The sequence below is a fragment of the Fusobacterium varium genome (assembly GCA_021531615.1).
Lineage (GTDB): Bacteria > Fusobacteriota > Fusobacteriia > Fusobacteriales > Fusobacteriaceae > Fusobacterium_A > Fusobacterium_A varium_C.
This window is the reverse complement of record JADYUE010000006.1, coordinates 45,275-58,502: the sequence shown is the minus strand read 5'-3', so window position 1 is coordinate 58,502 and position 13,228 is coordinate 45,275. Positions and strand designations below refer to the sequence as shown.

The 13,228-nt window shown below is 26.9% G+C and carries 15 protein-coding genes; 9 read left to right on the top strand and 6 right to left on the bottom strand.

From position 1 onward, the window contains the following. The first annotated feature begins 1 nt into the window (after nucleotide 1). The 4 genes from I6E31_04135 (at nucleotide 2) to I6E31_04120 (ending at nucleotide 4,659) form a co-directional block, all read left to right on the top strand. The gene (locus I6E31_04135; GenBank protein MCF2639157.1) at nucleotides 2-1,411 is read left to right on the top strand and encodes an aldehyde dehydrogenase EutE; all 1,410 of its coding nucleotides are present in this window, start codon (nucleotides 2-4) and stop codon (nucleotides 1,409-1,411) included. 116 nt (nucleotides 1,412-1,527) lie between these two features. Next, a complete protein-coding gene (locus tag I6E31_04130; protein MCF2639156.1) occupies nucleotides 1,528-2,085 on the top strand; it encodes a BMC domain-containing protein in 558 nt (185 codons plus the stop codon). A gap of 18 nt (nucleotides 2,086-2,103) precedes the next feature. After that, nucleotides 2,104-2,931, top strand: a complete 828-nt coding sequence (gene eutJ, locus I6E31_04125; GenBank protein ID MCF2639155.1) for an ethanolamine utilization protein EutJ — start codon at nucleotides 2,104-2,106, stop codon at nucleotides 2,929-2,931. 144 nt (nucleotides 2,932-3,075) lie between these two features. Beyond that, nucleotides 3,076-4,659 carry an ABC transporter ATP-binding protein gene (locus I6E31_04120; protein ID MCF2639154.1) on the top strand — a complete coding sequence of 528 codons (1,584 nt, stop codon included), beginning with the start codon at nucleotides 3,076-3,078 and terminating at the stop codon, nucleotides 4,657-4,659. 76 nt (nucleotides 4,660-4,735) lie between these two features. Here the strand turns inward: I6E31_04120 and I6E31_04115 are convergent, their stop codons facing one another. From I6E31_04115 to I6E31_04105, 3 genes are all read right to left on the bottom strand, one after another. Then, the gene (locus I6E31_04115; protein MCF2639153.1) at nucleotides 4,736-5,701 is read right to left on the bottom strand and encodes a lysine exporter LysO family protein; all 966 of its coding nucleotides are present in this window, start codon (nucleotides 5,699-5,701) and stop codon (nucleotides 4,736-4,738) included. Nucleotides 5,702-5,918: 217 nt separating this feature from the next. After that, nucleotides 5,919-7,712: a sigma 54-interacting transcriptional regulator gene (locus I6E31_04110; GenBank protein ID MCF2639152.1), complete on the bottom strand. Its 1,794-nt coding sequence runs from the start codon at nucleotides 7,710-7,712 to the stop codon at nucleotides 5,919-5,921. Nucleotides 7,713-7,725: 13 nt separating this feature from the next. Further along, the gene (locus I6E31_04105) at nucleotides 7,726-7,974 is read right to left on the bottom strand and encodes a hypothetical protein (protein MCF2639151.1); all 249 of its coding nucleotides are present in this window, start codon (nucleotides 7,972-7,974) and stop codon (nucleotides 7,726-7,728) included. Nucleotides 7,975-8,133: 159 nt separating this feature from the next. Here I6E31_04105 and I6E31_04100 point away from each other — a divergent pair, with 159 nt between their 5' ends. Together I6E31_04100 and I6E31_04095 are read left to right on the top strand one after the other, a co-directional pair. After that, the gene (locus I6E31_04100; protein ID MCF2639150.1) at nucleotides 8,134-8,427 is read left to right on the top strand and encodes an HU family DNA-binding protein; all 294 of its coding nucleotides are present in this window, start codon (nucleotides 8,134-8,136) and stop codon (nucleotides 8,425-8,427) included. Further along, nucleotides 8,420-8,707, top strand: coding sequence for an HU family DNA-binding protein (locus tag I6E31_04095; GenBank protein ID MCF2639149.1), 288 nt, complete (start codon nucleotides 8,420-8,422; stop codon nucleotides 8,705-8,707). Before I6E31_04100 ends, I6E31_04095 begins: the two co-directional genes overlap by 8 nt. 20 nt (nucleotides 8,708-8,727) lie before the next feature. Here I6E31_04095 and I6E31_04090 read toward each other — a convergent pair whose 3' ends face one another. From I6E31_04090 to I6E31_04080, 3 genes are all read right to left on the bottom strand, one after another. Further along, complete coding sequence (locus tag I6E31_04090; GenBank protein ID MCF2639148.1) at nucleotides 8,728-9,729, bottom strand: restriction endonuclease; 1,002 nt, start codon at nucleotides 9,727-9,729, stop codon at nucleotides 8,728-8,730. A 77-nt stretch (nucleotides 9,730-9,806) separates the two neighbouring features. Next, the gene (locus I6E31_04085; protein MCF2639147.1) at nucleotides 9,807-10,691 is read right to left on the bottom strand and encodes a cation transporter; all 885 of its coding nucleotides are present in this window, start codon (nucleotides 10,689-10,691) and stop codon (nucleotides 9,807-9,809) included. Between the two features lie 301 nt (nucleotides 10,692-10,992). Continuing rightward, nucleotides 10,993-11,163, bottom strand: coding sequence for a hypothetical protein (locus I6E31_04080; GenBank protein ID MCF2639146.1), 171 nt, complete (start codon nucleotides 11,161-11,163; stop codon nucleotides 10,993-10,995). A gap of 238 nt (nucleotides 11,164-11,401) precedes the next feature. Between I6E31_04080 and I6E31_04075 the strand changes: the two genes are divergently transcribed. The 3 genes from I6E31_04075 to I6E31_04065 all read left to right on the top strand — a co-directional run bounded on the left by I6E31_04075 (nucleotide 11,402) and on the right by I6E31_04065 (nucleotide 13,157). Further along, the gene (locus I6E31_04075) at nucleotides 11,402-12,373 is read left to right on the top strand and encodes a LysR family transcriptional regulator (protein ID MCF2639145.1); all 972 of its coding nucleotides are present in this window, start codon (nucleotides 11,402-11,404) and stop codon (nucleotides 12,371-12,373) included. 194 nt (nucleotides 12,374-12,567) lie between these two features. Next, complete coding sequence (locus tag I6E31_04070) at nucleotides 12,568-12,879, top strand: HU family DNA-binding protein (protein ID MCF2639144.1); 312 nt, start codon at nucleotides 12,568-12,570, stop codon at nucleotides 12,877-12,879. Then, a complete protein-coding gene (locus I6E31_04065; GenBank protein ID MCF2639143.1) occupies nucleotides 12,879-13,157 on the top strand; it encodes an HU family DNA-binding protein in 279 nt (92 codons plus the stop codon). Before I6E31_04070 ends, I6E31_04065 begins: the two co-directional genes overlap by 1 nt. Nucleotides 13,158-13,228 lie beyond the last annotated feature (71 nt).

Here is a 13,228-nt window from a genome sequence, read left to right as displayed (position 1 = left end):
AATGAATTTAGATACTAATAACATGGAAGCTATAGTTGCTATGCTAATGAAAGAATTAAAAAAAGTTGAAAATAAAGAGGAAACTTGCAGTTGCTGTGAAGCTAAAAATGGAGTTTTCCATTCTATGGATGAAGCAATAGCAGCAGCTAAAAAAGCTCAAGCAACTCTTTTTGCTTCAAGACTTGAATTAAGAGAAAGAATAGTTAACTCTATAAGAGAAACTTTAAAAGATTACACTTTAGAATTAGCTGAACTTGGTGTAAGTGAAACTGGAATGGGAAGAGTAGCTGATAAAAAATTAAAACATGAAGTTACAATAGCTAAAACTCCAGGAGTAGAAGATCTGAAAGCTTTTGCTTATAGTGGAGATGATGGACTTACTGTTATGGAACTTTCTCCATATGGAGTAATAGGAGCTATAACACCATCTACAAACCCTAGTGAAACTATTATTTGTAACTCTATTGGAATGATAGCAGCAGGAAACTCTGTTGTTTTTGCACCACACCCAGGAGCAAAAAGAACTTCAATAAGAACAGTTGAACTTATAAATGAAGCTATAAGAAAAGTTGGAGGACCAGAAAATCTTGTAGTTACAATAGATGAACCAAGTATTGAAAATACAAATAAAATGATGGAAAATCCTAATATAAAAATGTTAGTTGCAACTGGAGGACCAGGGGTTGTAAAAAGTGTAATGTCTAGTGGTAAAAAAGCTATTGGTGCAGGAGCAGGAAACCCTCCAGTATTAGTTGATGAGACAGCTGATATCGAAAAAGCTGCTAAGGATATTATTGCAGGATGTAGTTTTGACAATAACCTTCCATGTATAGCAGAAAAAGAAGTTGTAGCTGTTGATTCAATAGCTGACTATCTAATATTTGAAATGCAAAAAAATGGAGCTTATCTATTAAAAGATGAAGCAGTTATAGAAAAACTTGTAGGAATGGTATTAACAAATGGATCTCCAAATAGATCTTATGTTGGAAGAGATGCAAAAGTTATCTTAAAAGACTTAGGAATTGAAGTTGGAGATGAAATAAAAGTTATAATAGCTGAAACTACAAAAGAACATCCATTTGCACAAAAAGAATTATTAATGCCAATATTACCAATAGTTAGAGTAAAAAATGCTCTAGAGGGAATAGAAGTTTCTAAAGAGTTAGAACATGGATTAAGACATACAGCTATGATTCATTCTAAAAATATAGATATTCTTAGCAAATATGCAAGAGAAATGGAAACAACAATTCTTGTAAAAAATGGACCTTCATATGCAGGAATCGGTGTAGGTGGAGAGGGACATACTACATTTACAATAGCAGGACCTACTGGAGAAGGATTAACTTCTGCAAGAAGTTTTGCAAGAAACAGAAGATGCGTTCTAGTTGGAGCTTTGTCTATAAAATAAAAGTATTTTAGTATGGGTGACTTTTTTTAAAGTCACCTATATTAAAAAATACCAGTATATACAATTTTAAAAAAGTTTTGAAATTATATATACTGGTATTAAGAAGGGAGGAGAAGATGAAAAAATCACTTGTTTTATTAGAATTAAAAAATATAAGTACAGGATTTTTAGTTTTTGATGAGATAACTAAAAACTTTAATGTAGATATAGAAGTATCAAAACTTCTCTGCCCAGGTAGATATATGATAATATGTAGTGGAAATCAAGGGGAAATTGAGAGTTTAAGAAGGCATATTCTCTTTTTAAAAGAGCAAGAGGAGTACAAATATATCACTGAAAGACTTGTAAGTGGAGTAGATGCAGATCTTGTAAAAAAATTAAATAAAACAATAAAATTCCCAGAAAGAGTAAGAAGTTTAGGAATGTTAGAGTTTTCTAATACAGTTCAAGCAATAGAAACTGCTGACTTTATAGAAGACGAAAGTCCAGTGGAGGTTTTAACAATAAAGATAGGTATAGGAATGTGTAACAAGGGAGTAGTTTTATTTGAAGGGGATACTTCAGCAGTAAAAAATACAGTTGTAAAAGTACAAAATTTAAAAATTAAAGAGCTTATAGCTGCAACAAATATAAATTCACCAAATGAAGATTTTTTAAGCAATTTTCATTTATAATTAAAAGGGGCTGAAAAAATGGACTTAGAAAAAGTAAATGAATATATAAAAAGATTTGATGAAACAATAGAAAATCCAGTTTTAGATTTTGATAAAGAGGAGTACTATGTGGGAGTTGACTTAGGAACTGCCAATATAGTAATGAGTATAGTAGACAAAGAGGGAAATCCAATTGGTGGAGCAACTTATCAATCATCAGTAGTTAAAGATGGAATTGTAGTTGATTTTAGAGGAGCTATTGATATTGTAAGAGGAATGAAAGAGAAGCTTGAAGAGGAACTTGGAATAGAGATAACAAAAGGGTTTACAGCTATACCACCTGGGGTAGAAAGTGGAAGTGTAAAGGCAATAGTAAATGTTATAGAGTCGGCTGATATAGATGTTGTAAAAGTAGTTGATGAACCTTCAGCAGCAGCTCATGTTTTAAAAATAAAAGATGGAGCAGTTGTTGACGTTGGAGGGGGAACAACAGGAATAAGTATTTTAAAAGATGGAAAGGTTATATTTACAGCTGATGAACCAACAGGTGGAACTCATATGTCTTTAGTTATTGCAGGAAACTATGGGGTATCTTTTGATGAAGCTGAAAAGATAAAGAAAGATAAAAGTAGAGAGAAAGAGGTTTTCCAAATAGTTAGACCAGTTGTAGAAAAGATGGCTACAATAGTAAAAAGATTTTTAAAAGATTATGATGTTGATGAGGTTTATGTAGTTGGAGGGGCTTGTACTTTTAGTGAGTTTGAAGCAGTTTTCCAAAAGGAATTGAAGAAAAAAGTAATAAAAACTTATAAGCCACTACTTGTAACACCTTTAGGTATAGCATTGACAGGAATAATGGGAGAATAGAAAAAAGCTATTATAGAGCAATTAACGCTTTATAATAGCTTTTTTGTTAATTGAGTAACAAAAAATTACTTATTATTAAAAATATATTTATGTTATAATAGAATAATAAAAAATATTTTTAATATATAATTAAGAGGATGATATATGGTAAAGTTTTTTAAAGAAAATAAAAAAATATTTATAATTCTTTTTATTCTATTACTTTTTATTTCTTGTTTTAGAGTACTACCAATTTATTTCATAGAAAAAATAATTGATATAGCTAATACAAGTTTTAATCAAGAAAATATTTATACTATTATTAAAATAGGATTATTTTTTATTCTTGCAAATATTTTTAAAAGTTTTTTATTTGCACTTACAAAATGGTTTTCTGAAAGTAATCAAGCTAGAATATCAACTAATTTAAAGATTTTAATATTTGAAAAATTTTCAAAAATTAAATTTGAGTATTTAAATAAAATTAATATTTCATCTCTTTCTTTATCTATTATAGAAGATTCGGAAAAAATAGGAGAAAATATAATAACTTTATATTCAGAGATAATATTATCTTTTTTTACTTTTTTATTTGGAATTTATTTTTTTAGTAGAATAAATTTTTTATTAATTATTTATGTATTTCCTCCAGTATTAATATTAATTTTAATAGTTAATAAAATATCTCAAAATATTAAATCGATTATTTTTTTGTCAAAAGCAAAATTGATAAATATTTTAGGACTATTTAACGATGGAATATTAGGAATAAAAACTTTAAAAGTTCATCAAATTGAAAAAGAATTTTTAGAAAATATAAAAAAAGATTCTTTTTCATTACAAGAAATCAAAATAAAACAAACAAAATTAAAAAGTATAAATTTCTTTTTTTCAGATATAACTTTTATTATCTCTTTTGGTATTACTTTAATAGTAACTTCTATTTTTGTGAAAAAAAATTATTTAACAATTGGAGAATTAACAGCTATTTTGATGTATAATCATTTATTGACAGACCCTATTTTAAAATTAATAGAGCTTTATCCTAAAGTTATAGAGATTTTAAACTGTTTAAAAAGAATAGAAGAAATCAGAGCTTTTCCAGAAGAGGAGAAAAAGATATATGGAAAAGTTGATAAAATAGAATTAAAAGAGATAACTATTAAATTTGAAAAAAATATAGTACAGTCTAATATTGACTTAGTTATAGATTCATCATTTGGTATTTTTGGAGAAAGTGGAAAAGGTAAAAGTTCACTATTAAATATAATTTCAGGTTTAATTAAGCCTCAAATAGGTAATGTTTATTATTATTTTAATGATAAAAAAGTAAATTATTTTCCTAAAATTTCATATATGATGCAAGATGATTTTATTTTTAATATGAGTCTAAAAGATAATATATTACTTGGAAATAAGAATCTTATTGAAAATGAATATAGAGAAATTTTAAAAATTTGTAATTTAGAATATTTAGATTCAAGATATAAAGAGAAAAATATAGGGAAAAATGGTGGAACTTTATCTGGTGGAGAAAAAACAAGAATAAAAATAGCAAGAGCTTTAGCAAATAAAGAGGCTGATATATATTTGTTTGATGAAATTTCTTCTGGAATAGACAGTGATAATTTGTGTAATATTTTTAATAATATTGAAAATTTTTTAAAAAAGCAAAACAAAATAAGAATCTATGTTGATCATAGCAATTATATTAGAGAGCAACTACAAAATTATATTTTTATTAATTAAAGGTTTAAGTTATATTCAAGTAATATTATTTTAAAAATTAAAAAGAATATTACTTGAACTTTTTTGCTAATTGATATTAAAATAAAGATGCTAACAATGGTAATAAGATAGGAACAATAAATGTTAGTATAGTTCCAGTCAATAAAGTTACCATTCCTAATCTAGCTCCAACAAATTTAGTTACAGGCATTAACATAGTATCCATATTTCCTGCTCCTCCACCAGCGATAGGACTTCCAAGACTTATTTTTATCAGAATAGGCATCAATAAAATGGTAAAGACTTCTCTAAGTATATTAACAATAAAACCATATGTTCCTACTTCTAGTCCATATGTATTAGTCATAAAAGCTCCTGTAATACTATAATAACACATTCCACTAGCAGAAATTACAGATATGTTTAAAGGAATATTTAATAATTTTCCTGCGATGAATCCACCTGTTATACTTCCTATAAGAATTGCAAAAGATAACCAAATTATCTTAATTCCTAATAATTTTAAATAATTAAAAATATCTTTGTCACTACCTTGAGAAATACCTACACAAATATAAAGAATTGTTAAAAAAATAGAAAAACTTATATCTATAAATTTAGATGAAATATTACTTTGAAATAATAAACCTAATAGAAGTCCAAATATTAAACTTCCAGGCATAATCCAAACAAGTTTAGAATCACTATCTAATACTTCATTTGTTTCTTCTTGGTTTTCAACTGAATTAGTAGAGAAAGTAATATTTTTTTTCTCAAGTTCTTCATCAAGTTGTTTAAGAGGAAGAACAGTTTTTTCACATATTATAGTAAAAATAACACTAAAGATAATAGCTGAAAGAGAAATAACTATACAGTTAAATCCTATTTTAAAAAAGTTTTCCATTATTGAATTATCAATTCCAATTCCCAATCCTATAGAAATCATTAATAAAGAAAGAGCAATTGTTGATAATTTTCCAGAGTAAATAATGAAATATTTATTTTTAATAAAAATTCCTAATAAGATTCCAATGCTTAAACAGATGAAAGGCAGAATGGGCATTTTAACCTCCTATAATAATACTATTTTATATTTTTTCAGTTTTTAAGGAAGAACAGTTTTATAGTAAAGTTGTAAAAAATTGAAAAGTATTTTTTATTTCTCGTATAATTTATAATAACATGATTTAAAGTTGAAAATCAACACTTTGGATATAATATGTAATAAAAAATGTACCTAAAATCTTGGTTATTTTCTAAGATATTAGGTACATTTTATTTTAAAGATAAGTTTCGCCAGAATAAGTCTTAATATTAAATCTCTTCATCTTTCTATATAGAGTTGTAAGCCCTATATTCATTTTTTTAGCTATTAACTTCTTCCCTTCAGTATCTTCTCCATATTTAATAAGAGCTTTTTCAATATACTCTTTTTCAATCTTTTCAAAATCTTCAAGTTCAGTATTATCAATCTTTAAATCTAAATTTTTAAAGTAAGATTTAGAACTAGGAACTTGATTTAAAATATTATCAGGTAGAAGATCAGCAGTTAAAACATCGTTGTTTTCACACATATTAATCATAAGTTCAATAACATTTTCAAGCTCTCTTACATTTCCAGGCCAATCATAATTTAGTAGAGCAGTTTTTACATTCTCATCAAAAGAGTGGACATATTTAGCTGAAAGAACATTATATTTCTTCATCAAATTATTAACAATTGGGATAATATCCTCTTTTCTCTCTCTCAATGGTAAAAGTTTTATAGGGATTACATTTAATCTATAATATAAGTCTCTTCTAAATTTCTGCTCTGTTATTTTTTTCTCCAGATCAACATTAGTTGCAGCAATTATTTTAATATCTAAATCTATACTTTTATTAGATCCAATCCTCTCTATTTTTTTCTCCTGTATAACTCTTAAAATTTTTGCTTGTAGGTATAGAGGCATATCTCCTATCTCATCAAGGAAGATAACCCCACTATTAGCAAGTTCAAACTTTCCTATACGTCCATTTTGATTAGCTCCAGTGAAAGCTCCCTTTACATATCCAAAAAGTTCACTCTCTAATAGGGTATCAGGAATAGCTGAACAGTTGATAACTACAAAAGGTTTATCTCTTCTATCCCCTTGAGAGTGAAGAGAACGGGCAACTAACTCTTTTCCAGTTCCACTCTCTCCAGTAATCAATACAGTTGAATTGGTAGTAGCAATCTTTTTAATATCCTCTTTTAAAGTTTTAGTAGCATTGGAACATCCTATTATACTATCAAGGGTGATAATGTTGTTATTTCCAGTAAATTCTACTATATTTTTACTTATTTTTTTTACATCTTCAAAGATAAAAGCATTGCTTTTTACCTTGTTAAAAGATTTTAGAGGGATGATTTTTCCAGCAACATTATATTCATTGTTATTAATTTTAAGAGTGAAAATCTCCTCGTTCATCAGAGAATCATTTTGGCTAATAAGCTCCATAGACTCTCCTAGGATATTTGAATTTATCTTTAACTTTCTAGATGCTATACTATTTATCCTTGTAATTTTATTGTGACAATCACTGATTATTACCCCTTTACTCATATTATCAATAATAGTATTTAAAGTTAGCTCTCTATCTTTTTGCATTAGATTTTCTTGATATTCATAAAATTTAATTCCAATAAATTCGGCAATCTGTTTTGTTAAATTCAGGTAAGCATCAATATCCTTGAGAATCTTTTCTTTTTGCTCATCGTTAAAGCAAACAAGTCCAATAACTCCAACAATCTCTTCATTACAATATATAGGAGTTGCAATTTCAAGCTTTTCACAACATCTATTTTTATCTAAACACTCACTACATAGAGCATGGTAACGAGGATTCTCAATAATATTAGTTTTTCCAGTTAAAAGAGTATTTTTATACACACTTCCTAAGGCTGATACACCTTCTATATTCTTGTATAACCCTGTTCCAGTAACTCTTACCATATTTTTATCCACAACACCTACATCAACGTTTACAAGGCTAGATATAGCTCCAGCATATTTTTTAACATGATCTTTTATATCTAATAGAGAAATATCCATCTCTTCCTCCATTCTATTCAAAATAAAGTGTAAATATTAAAAATAAAGTTAAAGCAGTACAGATAATATCAAGTATAAGATAAAATATTTTTATATTTCTAAGAGGATTTTTGTCAAACCAGTGAATTAAAGAATCAGGGGCTATTATTAGAGATCTATCTTTTATATAAAGTTTTATTGTAGCTTTAGTAAGGATAAAATAAAAAGCTAAACTTAAAAATAAAGTAAATATAAGTAAAATAATTAACAAGTTAAAAGACACAAAAAACTCCTCCTTGGATAAAAAAATATTGAATTTCTCTGTATTATATTATAAAGTAAAGAACAAAAAAAAGCAAAAATAAAAAAATTTTAAAAATAAAAAAAGAAAATGAAAATTCTTTTAGAACAATGTATTTAAGAAATTAGAGAGGTGACTAATATGAAAGAGATAGAATTTTTAAAACTCTATAAAGAGAAGAGAGGACTAAAAAATTTAAATGATGCTAAAAAAAGAATGGATATTTTTTGGGACACTTTTTTTGAGGCTTTAGAGTTAGAAGGAGAGTTAAAGTTTAAAGATTGGGGAGTTTTTGAAGTAAAAGATGTAGCTGCTAGAAAGGTAGTATCTCCAAAAGGTGGGCTTTCTTATACTGAACCTAAGAAAAAATTAAAATTTAAAACAGGGTTAAAATTTAGAGATGAAATAAATGGAAAGAGGGATATAGATGAATAAAAGAGGATTTGGAAAATTATATCAAAAAAACTTTGATGAAAAGATATCAGTAAATGAGGCTATAAAAGAGATTGAGTGTTTTTTAGAGACAATATCAGAGGCTGTAATTAAAGATAATAAGGTAAAATTTATGAATAGAGGAACTTTTGAAATTCTAGATAAAAAACCTAGAAGAATAGCTGATCCAGTTACTAAAGAGCCAAAAATAATATATCCAAGAAAAGATGTAAGATTTAAATTGTCTGAAAATGCCAAAAAAAGCTTATGGGAAACTCGTTAATTGAGTTTCCCATTTTTTAACTAATTAAATTTATTATATCCATATTTTAAAATCCAATTAGCAAAATCACTACCATAAATAATAGAAATATTTTTTTGAAATTTTTCTTTAAGATTATCTAATTCATTATAAAAATTATCACTTACTTGTGTTGCAGTAGTCATAATAACACCAGTAGTAATGCTAGGATCATAATTAAAAATATTTTCTAAATCTTTAATTGCTTGAGTACTATCAATAGTTTCTACATATGATTTAACTTGAATAGCAACTTTCTCATTTCTTTCAAAAGATAAAAGATCACCTAATTCATTTCTATACTCAAATATAATATCCCCACCTTTATCAGATACTCCAGATTTTATTTGAACATTTTTTATATTGGGAATAGTTTTTAAAATATTTGCAATTAACCCTTCTAAATGTTTTCCATTATGTGCTTTTTGTAATTCTTCACAAATTTTACTTAAATATGGTTTTACATTTGAATTGATACAAGTAGTTAGTCTACTTTCGACAGTAGCATTTTTTCCACTTAAATTTCCATTTTTGAGATCATCTAGTAATTTAAAAAATTCGTTTTCTAAATAAATTTTCCAGTATTTTCCTTGTAATTTAAACCTTCTTGATAAATTAGAAGAAATTCCTTCATCATTTCTATTAAAAGTTTGTATAGAATCTTTATCTATATATAAGCAGTGACTTCCATCCATTTTATATCTATTCCAACCCCAAAAATATTTTTCAGTAACTTTGGCAATAGTACATTTTCCATAATTAGGAACATTGATATAAACAATATAATCATCAGGATTTATATCTAGCATAAAATTAGCTTTCCAACATTCTTTTTGGTCATCATTTAAACTATTCCATCCTTCATTGTTTATTTGTTTCTTGATAGATAAAAGATTACCATCTTCTATGTAAGACCAAGTAAAACGTGCTATTCCTTCTTCTTTTAATGATTTAAAAATAACATCTCTCATATCTTCAGAAACTTTTAATGCGAATATACTCATGATAAATCCTCCTATTATTTTAAATTTTTTTACTTCAATATTACCTTAAACGTAATGAAATAGAGTTTTAAGCTATCTTAATCTTCTTCAGGATTTACATGAACCATGCAATGTTTAACTTTAGGGAAATGTTTTTCAATAGAGTCGTGAACATTGTGAGCAATATCATGAGCCTCTCTTAAAGAGATATCTCCATTTACTTGAATCTCAACATCTACATATATTTTATCTCCAAAAAGTCTTGTTTTTAGTTGATCGATTTTTATAACTCCTTTTTGGTTTAAAATTATATTTTTAATCTCCTTTATAACCTCTTCATCACAAGCAGCATCAGTCATTTTATTAATAGAATCCATAAAAATTTCAAAGGCTGCTTTTAAGATAAACCCACAAATAATAACACTGGCAATAGGATCAAGTATAGGATATCCCATTCTAGCTCCAAGAATACCAGCAAAACTTCCCACAGATGATAGAGCATCTGAACGATGGTGCCAAGCATCAGCCATTAAAGCTCCAGAATCAATTTTTTTTGCAGCAGCTCTTGTATACCAAAACATTCCCTCTTTAATAAGAATAGATATAACAGCTGCAATTAGGGCAAGAAGCCCAGGTACAGTAAGATGGCTATAATCTCCTCCCATAATGATAAGAATTCCTTTATAACCTATACCAAGCCCTGTAATGAATAGTATAACAGCAAGTATAATAGCAGCTACACACTCCATTCTTTCATGCCCATAGGGGTGTGAATCATCAGACTCTCTATTAGCTATTTTTACACCTATAATAACAATAAAGGTACTTAAAACATCAGAAGCTGAATGAATAGCATCTGATATCATAGCTCCAGAATGAGCAAAGATACCAGCAAAAAGTTTAAAGAATGAAAGAATAACATTCCATAAAATAGAGACAGCAGAAACTCTCATAGCAATTTGTTCATTTGAAGAATTTTTCATTTTTTCCTCCTCTAAGATTTTATAAAAAAAACATCTATGGAACTTTTTCTGTCCCACAGATGTTGAAATTCAAAATTCATCTGCTGCTGTATACAGCCCGGAATAGATTTTTAAATCTATCTCCTGTCAGATTGTACTGTAGATATTTATTCTTAATTTAAGAATATTGTGCAGTGCAAAGAGATCTAAAAATATTATAAAATATTTAAGCAGAACTTGTCAAGAAATAAAGAAAAAACCTGTGTTTAGGGACACAGGCTTTCTCATTATATGAAATTAAAACGTTTTTGAGGCTAATTAATTATTTTGATAATTTGTCATTATCACAAAACTTTTCAATTATATCTAAATTAGTTAAATCATTATTTTCTAAGTTTTTATCAACTTTGAAGTTGATGTTATCTTTCATTACTTTTTTAGTGATATTTTCAATTATATCAAGATTACTTTTTTCTACAGTTTTGTTACTCATAATACTCCTCCAAGATTATTTCAAAGTGAAACATATAAATAAAATATGTACTGAAAAAAGTTTTTTAAGTAGAGGATTATGTTTTTATTTTTTCTCTTTCTTCTGTATAAATGTATTATATTAGAATATTGTAAAAAAGTAAAACAGTTTTTTATATATGTCATTACAAGTATAAACTTGTATAAGAAAGATCTTTATGATATATTATAATAGAAAGTCTAATATAGGGGGTATATGGATGACACCTAGTTTAAAAATGTTTTTGGTTGTAGCAGAAGAGATGAGTATAAGTAAAGCAGCAGCTCGTTCTTTCGTTACTCAACAGTGTGTAAGTGATCATATAAAGCGGCTAGAAGATGAATATGGTGTTGTTCTCTTTAAAAGAAGACCTCGATTGTCTTTAACACAAGAAGGAAAGGTTATGCTAAAGGTTGTTAAAGAGATGGAAAATTTAGAGGAAAAGTTAAAGATGCAACTTGAAAATATAAAGGAAAATAGGATAGAAAAGCTTGTGATAGGGATAAATGCTACAAGAATAAATATACTTTTACCAAAGTTGCTTCCAATTTATCATAAACTATATCCAAATGTTATAATATCTTTTGTTAGACATGAAACAAGAGAATTAGAGCAGATGCTATTAAAAGGTGGAATTGATATGTTTGTAGGAGTTAATACCCATACAAATCCTCAGTTTAGAACAGTAGCATTGGGAAATGATAAACTACATATTTTACTTTCAGCAAAAATGGTAGAAAAATATTTTTCATTAGATGAAGAAACTATAAGAAATATGAGAAAAGGATTGAATTTTTCACAGCTGAAAGATATTCCTTTTGTAGGAAATTTTGAGGGGAGTACTCTAAATGAACTTGTAAACTATTATACAGAAAAAAGTGGAATAGAATTAAATAATCTATATTATACAGGAGATTATGATACACAAATTGCTCTATGTTCAGCAAATTTGGCAGCAGTAGCATGTCCAACAATGATATTAAATAAGGTTTTAGAATATAATAAAAAAGTACCGAAAGATGAAAAAATATATATTTTCCCTTTAAATAACCAAAGTGAAGAGCTAAAAATTGAGTTAATCAGCAATAGAGAGGTAGAAACTACACCTCATGGAGAGAAATTTGCAGAGCTTTTAAAAGATGAGATAGAAGATAATATTGACACATTAAAAGAATATCTAGATTCTTTATAAATTAGATACTCTATAAATGTAAAATAAAAAATAATATTCGTTTAGAAATGGAAATAAAAGATATTTTTTATTGACAGAACAGGTTTAAAAAGTTAAAATAAACTATCAAATAAAATGATAAAAAAGAAAAAAAACATAATTTTAAGAAATAATAAACAAAGGGAAATAACAAATTTTAAATAAGGGAGATTAAAATGGGAGAAAAAGAATTTTTGAAATATTATATGGAAAAGAGAGGGCTAAACTCAACTAAAGAAGCTAAAGAAAAAATAGATCTATTCTGGGAAACAATGTTTGCTGCCTTAGAGGAAGATCAAAAAGTTAAAATTAAAGGTTGGGGAAGCTTTGCTATAAAAGAAGTTAGAGAAAGAGATATTGTTGAATTAAGAACAAAAAAACTTACTAAGATCCCAGCAGGAACAAAATTAAAATTTAAAGCAGGTAAAGAGCTTTTGGCAATTATTAATCATGAAGTTGTAGCTAACGAAGTAGAGGTAGATGAATAATGGATAAAAAAAGTTTTATAAATTTATATTCTAAATTATCAGAGAAAAAAATGTACAAACAAGAAGCAAGCAAAGATGTTGAAGTTTTCTTAGAAACTGTAACTGAATTATTAGAAAAAGGAGAAACAGTAAAATTTCTTAATGTTGGAAGTTTTTCAGTTTTAGAAAGAAAACCTAGAGTTATAAGTAACCCAGCAACAAGAGAGAGAATGGAGATCTATCCAAAGAAAACAGTTAAATTTATCCCTAGTAAAAAAGTTCAAGAAAAATTAAAATAAACAATTAAACTACACCTAAAATCTTATAATATTAGATGGATGGTGTAGTTTTTTATTTTTAAAGATTTCAT